12 protein-coding genes and 1 pseudogene are annotated in these 17,514 nt (G+C 45.1%); 8 read left to right on the forward strand and 5 right to left on the reverse strand.

Translation table 11 applies throughout. The features are described 5' to 3' along the window. Positions 1–126 precede the first annotated feature (126 nt). From A4A68_RS01765 to gyrA, 4 genes and pseudogenes are all read right to left on the reverse strand, one after another. Positions 127–1,102 (reverse strand): annotated as a pseudogene (locus A4A68_RS01765) (NAD(P)H-dependent glycerol-3-phosphate dehydrogenase); the annotation flags it as partial. Positions 1,103–1,140: 38 nt separating this feature from the next. Further along, positions 1,141–1,611 (reverse strand): protein-export chaperone SecB, encoded by a 471-nt coding sequence (secB, locus tag A4A68_RS01770; RefSeq protein ID WP_067565889.1) that lies wholly within the window; start codon positions 1,609–1,611, stop codon positions 1,141–1,143. Positions 1,612–1,877: 266 nt separating this feature from the next. Continuing rightward, entirely contained in the window at positions 1,878–2,309 is a 432-nt protein-coding gene (locus A4A68_RS01775; protein WP_067565892.1) for a rhodanese-like domain-containing protein, read from the reverse strand. Between the two features lie 560 nt (positions 2,310–2,869). Continuing rightward, complete coding sequence (gene gyrA / locus A4A68_RS01780) at positions 2,870–5,515, reverse strand: DNA topoisomerase (ATP-hydrolyzing) subunit A (protein WP_067565896.1); 2,646 nt, start codon at positions 5,513–5,515, stop codon at positions 2,870–2,872. Positions 5,516–6,222: 707 nt separating this feature from the next. Here gyrA and nrdA point away from each other — a divergent pair. The 3 genes from nrdA to kdsA all read left to right on the forward strand — a co-directional run bounded on the left by nrdA (position 6,223) and on the right by kdsA (position 10,723). Next, positions 6,223–8,502: a class 1a ribonucleoside-diphosphate reductase subunit alpha gene (nrdA, locus tag A4A68_RS01785; protein ID WP_067565899.1), complete on the forward strand. Its 2,280-nt coding sequence runs from the start codon at positions 6,223–6,225 to the stop codon at positions 8,500–8,502. A gap of 48 nt (positions 8,503–8,550) precedes the next feature. After that, on the forward strand, positions 8,551–9,681 hold the full coding sequence (gene nrdB / locus A4A68_RS01790) for a class Ia ribonucleoside-diphosphate reductase subunit beta (protein WP_067565904.1): 1,131 nt from the start codon (positions 8,551–8,553) through the stop codon (positions 9,679–9,681). A 187-nt stretch (positions 9,682–9,868) separates the two neighbouring features. Next, positions 9,869–10,723: a 3-deoxy-8-phosphooctulonate synthase gene (kdsA, locus tag A4A68_RS01795; RefSeq protein WP_067565907.1), complete on the forward strand. Its 855-nt coding sequence runs from the start codon at positions 9,869–9,871 to the stop codon at positions 10,721–10,723. Between the two features lie 660 nt (positions 10,724–11,383). Here kdsA and A4A68_RS03700 read toward each other — a convergent pair. Next, positions 11,384–11,563: a hypothetical protein gene (locus A4A68_RS03700; RefSeq protein WP_231938050.1), complete on the reverse strand. Its 180-nt coding sequence runs from the start codon at positions 11,561–11,563 to the stop codon at positions 11,384–11,386. A 785-nt stretch (positions 11,564–12,348) separates the two neighbouring features. Between A4A68_RS03700 and sufA the strand changes: the two genes are divergently transcribed. The 5 genes from sufA to sufS are packed head-to-tail and all read left to right on the forward strand — an operon-like array spanning position 12,349 to position 17,512. Further along, positions 12,349–12,723 carry a Fe-S cluster assembly scaffold SufA gene (gene sufA, locus A4A68_RS01805; protein WP_067566551.1) on the forward strand — a complete coding sequence of 125 codons (375 nt, stop codon included), beginning with the start codon at positions 12,349–12,351 and terminating at the stop codon, positions 12,721–12,723. A 13-nt stretch (positions 12,724–12,736) separates the two neighbouring features. Then, positions 12,737–14,236, forward strand: coding sequence for a Fe-S cluster assembly protein SufB (gene sufB / locus A4A68_RS01810; protein ID WP_067565913.1), 1,500 nt, complete (start codon positions 12,737–12,739; stop codon positions 14,234–14,236). Positions 14,237–14,281: 45 nt separating this feature from the next. Further along, positions 14,282–15,022: a Fe-S cluster assembly ATPase SufC gene (gene sufC, locus A4A68_RS01815; protein WP_067565915.1), complete on the forward strand. Its 741-nt coding sequence runs from the start codon at positions 14,282–14,284 to the stop codon at positions 15,020–15,022. Next, positions 15,003–16,289, forward strand: coding sequence for a Fe-S cluster assembly protein SufD (gene sufD / locus A4A68_RS01820; RefSeq protein WP_067565919.1), 1,287 nt, complete (start codon positions 15,003–15,005; stop codon positions 16,287–16,289). Before sufC ends, sufD begins: the two co-directional genes overlap by 20 nt. Next, positions 16,286–17,512 carry a cysteine desulfurase SufS gene (gene sufS / locus A4A68_RS01825; protein ID WP_067565922.1) on the forward strand — a complete coding sequence of 409 codons (1,227 nt, stop codon included), beginning with the start codon at positions 16,286–16,288 and terminating at the stop codon, positions 17,510–17,512. The genes sufD and sufS overlap by 4 nt, the downstream gene beginning before the upstream one ends. Positions 17,513–17,514 lie beyond the last annotated feature (2 nt).

Raw genomic sequence — 17,514 nt, forward strand, 5'->3', positions numbered from 1 at the left:
CAATAATGGCGCACTGAATTTCTTGGATAGCATCAATGCGTTTCTTGAGTTCTTTATTGTTTTTGGATAGGACTGTATAAAAATACTTAGCAGTATGGCACAATCAGCCAGCAATCGCGCTTTGATTTAATATATTACGCTCATTTCATCTTTCTGAGCGCGACCAAGCAGCGTCAGCGTCGCCTGATGCGTGTTTTGCTTTGATAAAGCACCACTGCTCGGTAATAAGCGCCTCTACCCCGTAGCGGCCGGCCAGCGATAATACTTCTTTAGTATTGCAATATCTTTCTACTATCTGTCCGATCGTTTTCTGTGTCGCTTCGACGCCACCGCCTTGTCCAAGCAGTTTATCGAAACGACAATTACGTGACTGATGATCGGTACAGGTAAGTACCAGATCTTCCAATCCATACATACTCGTGAAGGAGCTTAGCTCTGCGCCCATCGCTGCTGCGCCTAAGCGCGGCATTTCAGATAAATCGAGGGTAATCAATGCAGTGTGCGCATTATCTCTAAAACCAATGCAATGCCGGCGCCGATGGCGATCACGTTCATTACTTCACCTAGCCAATTGGACGCCGATGAGATCGTAATTATTGTAAACTCGGAAATTTTTACTGCAGTGCAAAAGACTCTGTAAATCAGCACTAAACGTGGTGTCACGTATCCGCTAGCGCAACGACGGTGGCAGCCTGGCTGTTAGCTCACGCGAGAAAGTCGTCCCAGATAAAACAGCTATCGGTATCTGATCGTCTAGTACGTTCATCGCCACCTCTTTTAATAGCTTGCCGATTTTAATCCATTATTTGGCCAAGGCAATGCGAGCATCGCGGTACAAATGCGGTTTAAAATTAGTAAGCACAGATCTTAGTCATCTCAGATCTGACGTGGCTAGCAGCACTACAAGCACGTTTCGGCTAACAGAGCCAGTGCTGCTGGCCTCGGTGTCTCTAAACGCAACGTCTGTAAAGGGGCGTCTGGGGAGAATCTTGATTCAAACGCGTTGTTTCTAGCGCCTGAATATGAGCCATATTGTGTCTCACAGCAATGCCTTATGACCATTACACACTAGAGTGATAGCTCTAGGTCGTGTCGTCGAGCCGCACCAATAACAATCATTAAAACATTGCTAGGCATAGTTTATACGTCCTGATCCGACAGGCTACCTGTGCCGTCGGCTTGCCGACGCAGGTAATTCATGAACAGTGTGTCGAAATTGACCGGCGCTAGATTTAGCTGTGGGAAGGTACCGCGGGATACCTGGCTGCTAATGCATTCTCGAGCGTAGGGGAACAAAATATTCGGGCAGCACACACTTAGGCAATGCGCGATTTGTGTGCTATTAATGCCAGAAATGGTGAATATAGCCGCCTGCTGGACTTCACACAGAAACGCGATATCTTCGCCTAACGTAGTCGTCACGGTGACTCGTAGTACGACCTCATAGAGGTTTTCTGCCAACTGACTAGAAGCAGTGTCTAGATCTAGTTTAATTTTAGGCTGCCATTCCCATTTGAACACTTTGGGTGTATTCGGTGCTTCAAACGAAATATCCTTGGTATAAATGCGCTGAATTTGAAATACTATTTCGGCATCATGTTGTGCTGACATTGAAAATCCTTTGATTAAAGTTCCATATTCAAGCTGAAGCGCAGTCTGTCTCCTCTAATCTAGGTAAATGTCGTCATACACATTAAGCACATGCAAATTGTTCACCTATGTGCTTGCCATGAATTTGGCACTGGGATTCGGTTGCTGCGTTTTATCATCTCTTCGAGCAAATCCATATGTCATTAAGGGAATTACTTAAAAGTGACCCTGTCTTCTAGCTATGCATTTCAATATTAGCTATGTTTTTGCTTTTTGATGTAAATTAGTTATTTATCCTGAATCAGCGGTAAATTTTCTTTATTCCATCCAGATATCCCTTCTTTAAGAATATAAACCCGTTCAAAGCCGATTTTGATCAGATTTTGCGCCGGACCTCGCGAGAGGGTGCCGATAGAACAGACAATGATAACCGGTTTATCTTTTGTTTTTTCTAATACACCAAGTTTGCCGCATCTGATGTCTTCCTTTGTCAGATTTAAGCTGTTGATGATATGTCCTTGACGGTAATCATCTTGGTTGCGCAGATCAATAATCATCGCATCTTCCTTGTTAATTAATCGAATAGCTTCATCTCTAGTGATGTTGCCTAACTTGGAGAAACGACTTTGGCAAGTGATAAAAATTAAGGTACCCGAAAGGACTATCCACAGCAGAATAAGCATAGGATGATTACCAACAAATTGTATAATTTCTTGCATTGGAAAGAAGGTTCCTTATTAATAAGCAACCTAACGTCAAAGAGTTCAAATATATATTGCTCTACCATAAGAAACTGACGGGAATGTTCGTCACAGCGTCAAATCTCGAACCAACGTCGTCCGAATCAAAACGGACATTGGTTTTTCTTTTTTTAGGCAAAACAAATAGAAAAGAAACGCTTTCCGTGAGGTTGTGACTTATGATATCGGTATACAATCATATATTATCTGCATCAGTTGTATAAAGTTGTATAAAAGGACAGTGACTCGGCAAATCTAATTCTAGGCTGATAATTATATTTAAAGCACTGGATAGAACGAAATACTCTTACTTCCATTAGATATAAATTTAGCGAAGAGTTTATATAGGTTGTTAGCACGCGACGTGAAACGCTTAGTCGTAACAAGAAACGCGCTTCTCTAAAACGAAGAACATACTAGCGGCCTCGATTTCATCGCGCATCACACTTTAAAAGATATTAAAAGAAAATCAGCATGCAATAAAATGCAACCGCGACAGCTTTTAAATTACCGCGTTACTCGCCCGCCGACGCGATGCATTATGTATCGATATCACTATCCTCGACGCTATTATCCGCATTATTAGTCTCATCAGTCTCTGCGAGACTATCATTCACTGACGCGTTACAATTTTCCACCGGATTTAAATCATCATCAACCGGTTCGACTACACGTTGTAGACCCACTACGTGTTCGTTTTGTGCGGTACGAATAAGTGTTACGCCATGGGTATTACGACTTACGATGCTTACCTCAGAGACCCTAGTGCGCACCAGTGTACCGGCATCCGTTATCATCATGATCTGATCGCAATTATCCACCTGTACCGCGCCGACTACTGTACCGTTGCGTTCACTCACCTTAATAGAGATAACCCCGTGGGTAGCACGGGATTTAGTCGGATATGCTGCCTGCGAAGTACGTTTGCCGTAGCCATACTGTGTCACTGTTAATATTTGCCCCTCGCCACGTGGCACGATAAGAGATACCAGCCGATCGCCATCAGCTAGATTGATACCGCGTACACCGATCGCGGTCCGTCCCATATTACGCACCTGACTTTCCGGGAAGCGTACTACCTTACCGTAAGCGGAGAATAACATGATCTCGTTGTTACTATCGGTTAAATCCACACCAATCAGCTCATCTCCATCGTTAAGATTGAGGGCAATGATACCAGCACTTCGAGGACGACTGAATTCAATCAGTGACGTTTTTTTCACTGTGCCGTTAGCAGTTGCCATAAAAACATAGCGTCCTTGTTCATACTTACGCACCGGTAAAATAGCGGTGATACGTTCGTTAAGATCTAGCGGCAACAAATTGACTATCGGCCTCCCACGAACTCCGCGGCCAGCTTCTGGTAATTGATAAACCTTCATCCAGTACATCCGTCCTAAGCTGGAGAAAAGTAAGATAGTGTCGTGTGTATTCGTCACTAGCAGGCGGTCGATAAAGTCCTCATTCTTGATGCTGGCCGCCAATTTCCCTTTACCTCCGCGGCGCTGCGCCTCATAGGCTGTCAGCGGCTGATATTTCACGTAACCTTGATGGGACAGAGTAACAATAACATCTTCTTGATTGATCAGGTTTTCAGTATTGATGTCCGCCGTATTGTCGGCAATCTCAGTGCGACGCGGATCGTGATACTGATCTTTGATGACCGCCAGTTCTTCGCAGATCACTTCCATTAAACGGTTAGGGTTCTGCAGGATACAGGTAAGCTCAGCTATTTTTGTCAACAGCTCTTTATATTCATCTAGCAATTTTTCGTGCTCTAACCCAGTTAGTTTTTGTAGGCGCAAATCCAAAATCGCTTGAGCTTGCTGCGCGGTCAAGTAATATCGCCCATCGCGAATACCGTACTGCGGTTCTAACCATTCTGGACGCGCCACGTTGTTTCCAACACGCTCCAGCATAGTAGAGACAGCGCCTAGCGCCCATAAACGGCCAACTATGGCGGCTTTCGCTTCCGCTGGCGTTGACGCCTGGCGAATCAGCGCAATGATCGAGTCAATATTTGATAGCGCCACCGCGAGTGCTTCCAAAATATGCGCGCGCTCGCGGGCATTGCGTAATTCAAAAATTGTGCGTCGGGTTACCACTTCACGGCGGTGTTGCACAAAAGCAGATAAAATATCTTTCAGCGACAGGATCTTCGGCTGCCCTTGATGCAACGCCACCATATTAATACCAAACGATACCTGTAGCGGGGTCATAGAGTAAAGATTGTTGAGTACCATCTCTCCTGCTGCGTCTTGTTTGATTTCAATGACAATCCGCATGCCGTCCTTATCGGATTCATCGCGCAGAGTACTGACGCCTTCGATGCGCTTTGTTTTTACTAGGGAAGCAATTGTCTCAATTAAACGGGCCTTATTTACCTGATAAGGAATCTCATGCACAATAATTGTTTCCCTGCCAGACTTTGTATCCATTTCTACTTCGGCGCGTGCACGAATATGAATTTTCCCGCGTCCGGTGCGGTAGGCTTCTTCTATGCCGCGTCGGCCATTAATAATGGCGGCGGTCGGGAAGTCTGGCCCAGGAATGTATTTCATTAGGCCTTCGACGCTGATGTTCTCATCGTTGATATAAGCCAAACAGCCATCAATAACTTCTGAAAGGTTGTGGGGAGATATATTGGTAGCCATTCCCACTGCAATACCTGAAGAACCGTTGACTAACAGATTTGGGATCCTAGTAGGCATGACATCGGGGATTTGTTCAGTACCGTCATAGTTCGACACGTAATCGACGGTTTCTTTTTCTAGATCTGCCAGTAACTCGTGGGCGAGTTTGGCCATACGCACTTCGGTATAACGCATCGCCGCGGCAGGGTCACCGTCAACGGAGCCGAAATTACCCTGACCATCTAGTAGCATGTAACGCAACGAGAAAGATTGTGCCATACGCACGATAGTATCGTAAACAGCGCTATCCCCGTGGGGGTGATATTTACCGATGACGTCACCGACAACGCGCGCCGATTTTTTATAAGGTTTATTCCAGTCATTACCGAGTACTTTCATTGCGAACAGAATACGACGGTGCACGGGCTTAAGCCCGTCACGCACATCCGGCAACGCACGTCCAACAATAACAGACATAGCATAATCCAGATAAGAACGTTGTAACTCTTCTTCAATATTGACCGGTATAATTTCTTTGGCAAGGTCGCTCATGGAGCCGCTATCCTTCTGCTAATGAAGCTTTTACCCTGACTTGAAAATATTAAAGAATACCATCTTTTTTGCAAAATGGCACCATCACGTTAAAAGGCACGGTGGAATTATTTTATATCGTGGCAAGCGCTTTACAAGCGCGACATCGTTTCCGGAAAACAGACTGTCGAACGATCAAGTTGCGCGTATACTCGGCTGATCAATGGATATTTTGCAACGTTGATGTCCATGATATGTGTGCAACACGCGACGCAGACGAAAGGCGTCACGTCGCCTGAAATAATTAATGAAAAATATGCTGCAATGATCGCCGTTTTGATTGCCCTGTCGGTAATATCTGATTCTTAGCTCTGTCGCTTGATATGGCCGCAGTGATTCTTTCCTACCAAAACTATTTGTTTATTTGCCCTTATTAACAAATTCAGCAATTCCGTCTCCTCTGGCAACGATCGTGGTTACTGTCAGTAATTTTCATTCTTGCAAATTGACAATGGTGAGTGACTGCACTGTTTGGTGATAGTTTATTCACAATGTTATCCGCAAAACTAAGCTAGTTGCTCACTTGCATTGTACGGGTTTTGTCACTATCTTGTTCCCAAACTAACAAAAGACCCTATATATAAAGTGATTGCCATTTAGCAAGGCACTGTTTTGCTTACGCGTCAGTGCGGGGTAGTTGCGGGTCACTTAGACAGGTATATTGCTACATGAACCAGAGTCTGTTCGTTACAAAGCGCAATGGACGTAAAGAAATCATGAACCTTAATAAGGTCCACCAGGTTATCGACTGGGCGGCTGAGGGTTTGAAAAACGTTTCCGTTGAACAAGTAGAATCACGTTCCCATATTCAATTCTACGATGGCATCAAAACCGCCGATATTCATGAAACTATCATCAAAGCCGCAGCGGATTTAATTTCACGTGAAGCGCCAGACTACCAATATCTCGCCGCTCGGCTAGCCGTATTTCGTTTGCGTAAAAAAGCCTATGGACAGTTTGAGCCGCCAAAACTCTACGATCATGTGTCGCGGCTGGTTGCCATGGGCAAATATAATAAACATTTGTTGACAGACTACAGCGTTGAAGAATTCGAACAAATGGACGAATTTATCGATCATCAGCGCGATATGAATTTTTCTTACGCTGCCGTCAAACAGCTAGAAGGAAAATATCTGGCCCAAAATAGGGTGACCGGAGAAATCTATGAAAGTGCTCAATTTTTATATATGCTGATCTCGGCCTGCTTATTCTCCAGTTATCCGCGTACGACCTGTCTAGATTACATCAAACGATTTTATAATGCCGTTTCGACATTTAAAATATCCCTGCCTACGCCTATTATGTCTGGCGTACGCACTCCAACTCGTCAGTTCAGTTCCTGCGTGTTGATCGAATGTGGCGACAGCCTCGCTTCTATTAATGCCACTTCTAGCGCGATTGTGAAATATGTGTCCCAACGCGCCGGAATAGGCATCAATGCTGGCCGCATTCGTGCACTAGGCAGTCCGATTCGTAATGGCGAGGCTTTTCATACCGGCTGCATTCCGTTCTATAAACATTTCCAGACCGCAGTCAAGTCTTGTTCTCAAGGTGGCGTACGCGGCGGTGCAGCCACGTTGTTCTACCCTATGTGGCATCTGGAAGTCGAAAGCCTGCTAGTGTTGAAAAACAACCGTGGCGTAGAAGCTAACCGGGTACGACATATGGATTATGGCGTGCAGATTAATAAACTGATGTATCAGCGTCTGGTCAATGGCAAGGAGATAACCCTGTTCAGCCCTTCCGACGTGCCAGGGCTGTATGACGCCTTCTTTGCCGATCAAGACGAATTCGATCGGCTATATACCCTGTATGAGCAGGACAGCAGCATCCGCCAACGTCGCATCAAGGCGGTTGAGATCTTCTCACTAATGATGCAAGAGCGCACTTCCACCGGTCGCATCTATGTACAAAACGTCGATCATTGCAATACCCACAGCCCATTCGATGTTGCAGTAGCGCCGATTCGGCAGTCTAACCTATGCTTGGAAATCGCCTTGCCGACCAAGCCATTAGAAGACATCAACGACGATAGCGGCGAAATTGCCCTATGTACCCTGTCGGCTTTTAATCTTGGAATTATTGATAAGCTTGACGACCTGGACGAACTGGCTACGCTTGTAGTACGCGCTCTTGATGCATTACTCGACTATCAAGATTACCCAATCCCAGCCGCTAAACGCGGCGCTATCGGCCGCCGTACGCTCGGAGTTGGCGTAATCAACTTCGCGTACTATCTGGCCAAACATGGTGTACGCTACTCTGACGGCAGCGCCAACAATCTGACGCATCGCACGTTTGAAGCTATGCAATATTATCTGTTGAAGGCGTCGAATAATTTGGCCCGTGAGCGCGGTGCCTGCCTGTGGTTTAATGAGACCACTTATGCAAAAGGCATTTTGCCTGTCGATACCTACAAAAAAGCTCTCGACAGCATCGTTAGTGAACCCTTGCATTACAATTGGGAAGAGCTGCGTGTAGATATCAAGCAATATGGTTTGCGTAACTCTACTCTGTCGGCTCTAATGCCTTCAGAAACGTCTTCGCAGATTTCTAATGCCACCAACGGCATTGAACCGCCACGCGGTCTAGTAAGTATCAAAGCATCTAAAGATGGTATCTTACGCCAAGTGGTGCCGGATTCTATCCCGTTACAGAAAGCCTATGAGCTGCTGTGGGAAATGCCTAGCAACGACGGCTATCTGCATTTAGTGGGTGTAATGCAGAAGTTCGTCGATCAAGCTATTTCCGCCAACACAAATTACGACCCCTCCTGTTTCCCTGCCGGTAAAGTCCCAATGAAACAATTGTTAAAAGATTTACTTACCGCGTACAAATTCGGGGTAAAAACCTTGTATTACCAGAACACTCGCGACGGCGCAGAAGACGCGCAGGAAGACCTACAGTTGCAGCAAGACGATTGCGAAAGCGGCGCCTGCAAGATTTGAATATGGACGCGGTGGTAACGATGCCGTCCGCGTGTAACGGGAGCTACCATGGCCTATACTACCTTTTCACAAGTTAAAAATAATCAACTTCTGGAGCCAATGTTTTTTGGCCAGTCGGTTAACATTGCGCGTTTTGATCAGCAAAAATACGGTATATTTGAAAAGCTGATTGAGAAACAATTATCATTTTTCTGGCGTCCGGAAGAAGTCGATGTGTCGCGTGATCTTATTGACTACCAGGCACTTCCTGAACACGAAAAACATATCTTTATCAGCAACCTTAAGTATCAAACGCTGCTAGATTCCATACAGGGCCGAAGCCCTAATGTCGCGCTATTGCCACTGATCTCGATACCGGAACTAGAAACCTGGGTGGAAACTTGGGCATTTTCCGAAACCATACATTCGCGTTCCTACACTCATATCATCCGTAATATTGTCAATAATCCGTCACTGGTGTTCAACGATATCGTTACTAATGAAGAAATCTTGAAACGCGCTACGGATATCTCCAGCTATTACGACGAACTTATCGAGTTGACTAGCTATTACCATTTGGTTGGCGAAGGTACTCACCAGGTCAACGGTAAAACGGTGATAGTGAACTTGCACGAGCTAAAGAAAAAACTTTATCTTTGCCTAATGAGCGTCAATGCGTTGGAGGCAATCCGCTTCTACGTCAGCTTTGCTTGTTCTTTTGCCTTCGCTGAGCGCGAGCTGATGGAAGGTAACGCTAAAATTATCCGCTTTATTGCCCGCGATGAAGCTCTGCATCTAACCGGCACTCAGAGTATGTTGAATTTGATGCATTCTGGCGATGATGATCCAGAAATGGCTGAGATCGCCCAAGAATGTCAGCAGGAAAGCCATAATTTGTTTATGCGGGCGGCGCAGCAGGAGAAAGAATGGGCCAACTATTTATTCCGCGATGGCTCTATGCTCGGCTTGAACAAAGATCTCTTGTGTCAATATGTGGAATATATCACTAATATCCGTATGAAGGCGGTAGGCTTGGATTTACCTTTCTCAACCTTTTCAAATTCTATTCCGTGGATTAACTCATGGCTGGTATCGGATAATGTACAAGTAGCGCCGCAAGAAGTGGAGGTCAGTTCCTATTTAGTAGGTCAGATTGACGCTGAAGTTAATAGCGACGACCTGATCGACTTCCAATTGTAATATGCAATAACTTTTTGTAGTGCTTATCACCTGCTCTTGCTGACGGGTAAAATGAAAGACTACTAGGAGCTGCTAGCCTTTGTTGGCGGCGAAAAATCTAACTTCTGTTGCCTGTCGATTGATTTACATTAATCAATGACAAATGTTTGTCGACAGTTTCCGGATAATTTTAATTAAAAGGTGAAACATGAAACACTTTGTAGTTAATATTGACAAAATCGAAGTAGCGAACCATTTAGCCTTCGTGCTATTTGGAGGAATGAATGTGTTAGAGTCGCGCGATTTAGCGATGCGCATTTGCGAACATTATGTCAGCGTGACGGAGAAACTAAGCATTCCTTACGTGTTCAAGGCATCGTTTGATAAAGCCAACCGCTCCTCCCTCCATTCCTATCGTGGACCGGGTTTAGAGGAGGGGCTAAAGATCTTCGCCGAGCTGAAAGCACAGTTCGGTGTGAAAATAGTAACCGACGTGCATGAAGCTAGCCAGGCACACATCGTGGCAGACATAGTGAATGTCATTCAGTTACCAGCATTCCTTGCTCGCCAGACCGATCTGGTTGAAGCTATGGCTCGTACCGGCGCAGTAATCAACGTAAAGAAGCCGCAGTTTATCAGTCCGGGGCAGGTCGGTAATATTGTCGATAAGTTCCGAGCAGCCGGCAATCATCAAGTAATCTTATGCGATCGTGGCAGCAATTTCGGCTATGACAATCTAGTCGTTGACATGCTCGGCTTTAATGTAATGAAACAGGTTTCAGGAGGATGTCCGGTGATTTTCGATGTAACACATGCTCTGCAAACCCGCGATTCGTTTAGCACCGTTTCCGGCGGGCGCCGAGCACAGGTGAGCGCATTGGCCCGCGCCGCTATGGCGGTTGGCATTGCTGGCCTGTTCATCGAGGCACATCCAGATCCGGCGAACGCCAAATGTGATGGTCCCTCGGCCTTGCCTCTTGCCAAGCTAGAGCCGCTCTTGCGCCAGCTGAAAGCGATTGATGACTTGGTTAAGTCCTTTCCCGAACTCGATACCAGCTCTTAACGTCATCTCAGTATATTGTGCCGTACAATCTCTTAATGGTCTTTTGCTTTCTCCCGTATCGGTAACTAGTATTTAAACAAGGTCACGCGCTATAGGCGTTAATACATAGTATCACTGGTTCTGTTTCGGGTGCAGGCGGCGCTAGAAAGCGTGCCAGTGCTGTAGTAAAGTGATGCGAAATGATACCTGTAATTGTCCGATTATTGACATGCGCCATCTGTGTCAATAGCCAATAATACGGTGGCTTGGTTACATGAATCACGCGAGTGATGCGGTCTATAATTGGGAACTACACCTGAAAGACAGATATTGAGTATGTCGAACCTCAATTATGTAAGCAGGTTCTGTAGATTAACAGCGTGCACAATGTTTGTACATTCACGCATCAGATCCGGGAGGGAAATACGATGATGTAGTTCGGCTTACTCCACTATCAAATTCGCATTCCAATTGGTGCTATCTGAAATAACCATATTAATACTGCCGATAGATCTATTACTGCTAATAGGATAATAAGTGCGTTTATTTACCTGAAGTCTCGTTAGCGTCCTACGCTACCGCGTAAGCGGAGTCGCCTAAGCCTATTCAGTGAATTCAAGGAAATCTAATCGTTTTCCCGCGGCGACGAGCAGCTATCATATATCAGATTTAACTAACCTGTTATCTGAGTATGAAAGAGTTGACAGTAAAAACTAAGATCTCCGCCACCATAACGTTATCCTGCGTTAGGCCTTTAAAATCAAACGACTGTGTGTCGCTCAGATGCGAATACACTGCGGTTCGTATTGTGCGAAACAGCACCTCGCTACGGTCTTGGTAACGTTGATCCCATTTGCGCAACACATCGTTGATAATCTGATACTACAGATTAGATTATGATCCGCACAGATTACGCGGAATAATTAGAAATTGCGTACCTTTTAATTTACTTCTGTAAAGAATACTCAAAAACAGAATTTAGAAAATATTGCAGATGGTGGCCGAAGGCTATCCGCGTAGCGCTTAGTTCTTGACAATGCGGTAAAGAATTCCTTGACGCAAATTGAAAATAATGAGCAGATAGTTTACTGTTAGAAATTTTATCTTTGATAATGCGATAGATGTCTTCTATGCGGATTGCATCGCACACTCAGACAATACATGCAAAGAAGAATCTGGTTGTTTCTAGTTTTGATTCACGGTAATTAAAGACAAATTAACCGGTATTCTTTTTGTAAATGACATAAAATTTAAAGTAATATATAGTTATATTTGTACTTAATTGCTTATGAATAAGATATTGCTATGGTAAATTTTACCGTATATATTTTTTAAAAATATGTATAGAAAATCTACAAATCTGAGTCACGCTTATTTATTCATATGAATATTCGCTTTAGTCACGGGGAAGAAAGTTTTAATATTATGAAAACAATTTTTATGTGTATAGAAACTCAGATGTTAGCAGTGAATAGCCACAGAAAAAAAGCAATATAGCTATTTTACATAGCACTTGCCGGTGATAATCATAGTCATTACTTGCAAAACAAGCCTGTTCTCTCATAAGAGTTAAAGGAAAAGACAATACAACGTTTAAGACGGAACATTTCCTGAATATCAGCTTGTAACATCATTAGATGAGCCTAATGCAAATAGATAATAAGGTTGAGGCACTCTCACTGAAAAAGAACCTCTGGCGAGGCTTAACAATAACCGATTCCGCTGCCCATCAGATTCTTCGCCTAATTAAGAACGATCCTGCCATGCTAGGTTTACGTTTGAGCGTGAAACAGTCTGGCTGCGCCGGAATCACTTATGTGATGGAGAAGGTTATACATGTTGATGACGGTGACTGCGTCTACGTACATAACGGCGCCAGGCTATATGTGCCGATAAAAGCTATGCCGTTTATTGACGGCACGGAACTTAATTATGTACAAGAAGGGGTAAACCACATGTTTAAATTTAACAATCCCAAAGCTAAGCACGCCTGCGGGTGCGGCGAAAGCTTTGGACTTTGAGTGATACATCATTATGGGACGAAGCAAGACTGATACCTCCGAGGTAATTAACACGACGCAATTTTGGGTTAAAAATAAGCGTTACAAGGAAGGCTTCTTTACCCAATTGGCCACAGAAGAACTGACACACGGCATCAGCGAAGACGTAGTGCGCACTATCTCAGCAAAACGCGATGAGCCAGAGTGGATGCTGGAATTTCGTCTCAATGCTTATCGCGCCTGGTTAGAAATGGACGAACCACATTGGCTAAAAGGCAAGTATAAGCCACTCGACTATAACGATTACAGTTACTATTCGGCACCATCATGCAGCTCCTGCGACAACACATGCGACTCGCAGTCCAACGCTACGCAGCAATCCGGCACAAAAGAGGCAAGAAACTACCTTACCAATGAAGTAGAGCAGACGTTCAACCAACTCGGTGTTCCAGTACGCGAAGATAACGAGGTCGCGGTCGATGCGATTTTCGATTCTGTATCGGTTTCTACTACTTATCGCCATAAGTTGGCGGAGCATGGCATTATATTCTGCTCTTTCGGTGAAGCTAACCATACGCACCCTGAATTAGTACGCCAGTATTTAGGCAGCGTAGTACCCGCTAATGATAATTTCTTTGCCGCACTCAACTCAGCTGTCGCCTCTGACGGGACATTTGTTTATGTACCGAAAGGTGTGCGTTGCCCAATGGAATTGTCGACATATTTTCGTATTAACGCTGCCAAAACTGGCCAATTTGAACGAACGATCTTAATTGCTGATGAAGGCAGCTATGTCAGCTATATTGAAGGTTGCTCAGCACCTGTGCGCGACAGTTATCAGTTGCACGCGGCAGTGGTAGAGGTCATTGTCCTGAAAGATGCCAAAGTAAAGTATTCTACGGTACAAAATTGGTTCGCCGGCAGAGAGAGTGGTATTCTCAATTTCGTTACTAAACGCGCGCTGTGCGCGGGTGAAAATGCCAAAATGTCCTGGACGCAGTCCGAAACCGGCTCGGCTATTACCTGGAAATACCCGAGCGTGATTTTGCGCGGTGATAATTCGATTGGCGAATTTTTCTCGGTCGCGCTGACAAACGGTCGCCAGCAGGCGGATACCGGCACAAAAATGATTCATATTGGCAAAAATACCCGCTCGACTATTATCTCAAAAGGGATATCTGCTGGCCAGAGTGAAAATACCTATCGCGGGCTAGTAAAAATTATACCAACCGCTACCAACGCACGTAATTTTACACAGTGTGACTCCATGCTTATCGGCAGCGAATGCGGCGCACATACGTTTCCTTATGTGGAAGTGCGTAATAATACCGCGCAATTAGAACATGAGGCAACAACATCACGCATTGGAGAAAATCAGCTATTCTACTGTAGACAGCGCGGGATTAGTGCAGACAATGCAATCGCAATGATCGTCAACGGCTTTTGCAAAGACGTTTTCTCCGAGCTACCGCTGGAATTTGCCGTAGAAGCCCAAAAATTACTGATGATCAACCTTGAACACAGCGTGGGCTAAGTCCGTACTACCCGGACAGCTCAATAAGTCGGGTAAAGGCAAAAGATGTTATCGATTAAAAATTTGAACGTCAGCGTGGAAGAGAACGTTATCCTTAAAGGACTGAATCTAGAAGTGAAACCTGGCGAAGTCCATGCCATTATGGGGCCGAACGGCTCCGGCAAGAGTACTTTATCTGCAACGATTGCCGGGAGAGAAGATTGTAAGGTTTCCTCCGGAGAAGTTATATTCAAAGGCCGCGATTTGCTGGCACTGAATCCAGAAGAGCGCGCTGGCGAAGGTGTGTTTATGGCATTCCAATATCCAGTAGAAATTCCGGGCGTCAGCAACCAATTTTTCCTGCAGACAGCAGTCAATGCCGTGCGCAAGTACCGCAAACAACCGACGCTTGACCGCTTTGATTTTACTGATTTTATCAACGTCAAGATTAAATTATTGAAAATGCCGGTCGATCTGCTGACCCGGTCAGTAAACGTGGGATTTTCTGGCGGCGAGAAAAAACGTAACGATATCCTGCAAATGGCAGCGCTGGAGCCGAATCTATGTATTTTAGATGAGACAGACTCTGGTCTAGATATCGATGCGCTAAAGATTATCGCCCACAGCGTAAATATTTTACGTGACGGCAAACGTTCTTTTATTATCGTCACCCATTATCAACGCATTCTGGAATATATTCAACCAGACCACGTTCATGTGTTATATCAGGGCCGCATTGTGAAATCTAGTGATTTTTCCCTAGTGAAACGGCTCGAGGAGAAAGGTTATGGCTGGCTTACCGAATAATAGTAACATCTGTGCACTGAGTCAATGGCGCCAATTGTTCGCCAGTCAAAGTACAGCGCGTTCCGTCGAAGCTTACGCCCATTGGCAAGCTGTTGAACGCCTAGGACTGCCTACCTGTCAAAATGAATACTGGAAATATACTCCACTTGACAAACTGTTGGCACATCGCTTTGCGTATGTCACCACCCGTGCGGTATCCTCTACCGTGCGCGATACTCTCAGTCTGACTATGGATGCCTACCGATTAGTATTTATCAATGGCCGTTTTGCACCGGCGTTAAGCGATAACGATACCGGGTTGTGGCAAATTAAGATAGAAGAAGGGGCTACCCGTCGCGCGTTGTCTGCACCTATTCAGACAGAGGTGTTTTTGCATTTAATTGAAAGCCTCAGTCAGGAGACCACCCGCATTCGCCTTCCAGCTGGCAAGATGGCGAAGCGCCCGCTGTATTTGCTACATATCAGTCAGGGTAGTGAGGATAAAGAAGCCTTAAACACATTGTATTACCGTCATCATATTGATATCGAGTCTTGTGCGAAAGGACAAATCATTGAACATTTCACTAGTATTGATTCTCAGAAACATTTCAGTGGTGCCCGTACCACTTTTTCGGTCGGTGATAATGCGAACCTGACCCAAATTGAATTAGCTTTTGAAAGCTGCGCAAGCTACCACTTTAGCCATAACGATATCATCATAGACCGGGATGCGACGGTGCGAAGTAGCACGTTTATTCTCGGTGCAGAATTAACCCAACATCAAATTAGCGCACAGCTGAACGGTGAGGGTTCTAATCTTACAATAAACAGTTTACTGTTGCCGTCAGGGAAGGGCATCAGTGATATCCGCACCTATCTTGAGCATAATAAGGGTCATTGTTTAAGTCGACAACTACATAAAATAGTTGCTCGCGATCGTGGTAAGGGCGTGTTCAACGGCTTGATTAAAGTAGCCAAGCATGCGCTTAAAACTGACAGTCAGATGGCAAATAATAATCTTCTGCTAGATCGTCTGACGGAAGTGAACACCAAACCGCATCTGGAAATTTATGCCGATGACGTCAAGTGTAGTCATAGCGCCACTGTGGTGCAAATCGATGAAAAACAGATGTTTTATCTGCGTTCACGTGGCATCACTTACAAAGATGCCCAGCAGATGATTATTTACGCTTTCGCGGAGGAAGTAACAGAAACGATCGGACACGAAGGGGTACGCAATATAGTACTGGCGCGTATCACCGATGCTTTAGATGAGGGGGTGACATGACTTATCCAATTGTACGAATTCGGTCTGAATTTCCCATGTTGGCACGGAAAATAAACGATAAGCAGCTGACCTATCTTGACAGTGCAGCGAGTGCGCAGAAGCCTAACGTCGTGATCGATTGTGAAAGCGACTATTATCGTAAGGGATACGCAGCTGTGCACCGCGGTATTCATACTTTAAGTAACGAAGCCACGACCCGCATGGAAAATGTACGTCAACAGGTGGCGCGTTTTATCCATGCTGCTTCGGCGGATGAAATTGTATTTGTTAAAGGTGCTACCGAGGCTATCAATCTAGTAGCTAATAGCTGGGGTTGTCAGTATCTTCAATCCGGCGATAATATTCTTATCACCGAGATGGAACATCACGCTAATATTGTGCCCTGGCAAATGTTGGCTGAAAAGAAACACTTGTCGCTGCGTTATATTCCACTGCTGCCCGACGGCACACTCGACATAGCCAAATTGCCGGTGTTAATTGATGATCGCACGCGTTTATTTGCCGTCACCCAGATATCCAATGTTCTTGGTACCCCTAATCTGCTGTCGAAACTTATTTCTGAAGTACGTACAACCAACGATGTTATGGTGCTAGTTGACGGCGCGCAGGGCGTCATGCATCAGAAAGTGGACGTGCAAACGTTGGATTGCGACTTTTATGTTTTTTCAGGTCATAAGCTCTATGGTCAGACAGGTATTGGCGTTCTCTACGCTAGAAAAGCGTTACTGGACATTATGCCGCCTTGGGAAGGCGGTGGTGCGATGATTCAATCTGTCAGTCTAACCGAAGGCACTACCTTTAACAAAGCGCCTTGGCGTTTTGAAGCAGGATCGCCTAATACCGCCAGTATAATAGGGCTAGGCGCTGCAATTGATTATATTGAACAAGTGGGACTAGACAGTATTCAAGCCTACGAGCACGAGTTGATGCGCTATACGCTCGAAGCGTTGCAACAGGTGCCGGACTTAATTCTGTATGGACCTGCCCATCGCATCGGCATTATCGCTTTCAATTTAGGGAAACATCATGCTTATGATGTTGGCAATCTCCTTGATCAATATGGCATCGCCATTCGCACTGGTCACCACTGCGCCATGCCACTGATGGACTATTTTCAAATAACAAGTATGTGCCGTGCATCACTTGCGATGTATACTAATCGAGATGATATTGACCGACTAGTGGCTGGTCTTGTGCAAGTGCAGCGTTTATTAGGATCATAGCC

The organism is Candidatus Doolittlea endobia, from assembly GCF_900039485.1.
In the GTDB taxonomy this organism is placed as follows: domain Bacteria; phylum Pseudomonadota; class Gammaproteobacteria; order Enterobacterales; family Enterobacteriaceae; genus Doolittlea; species Doolittlea endobia.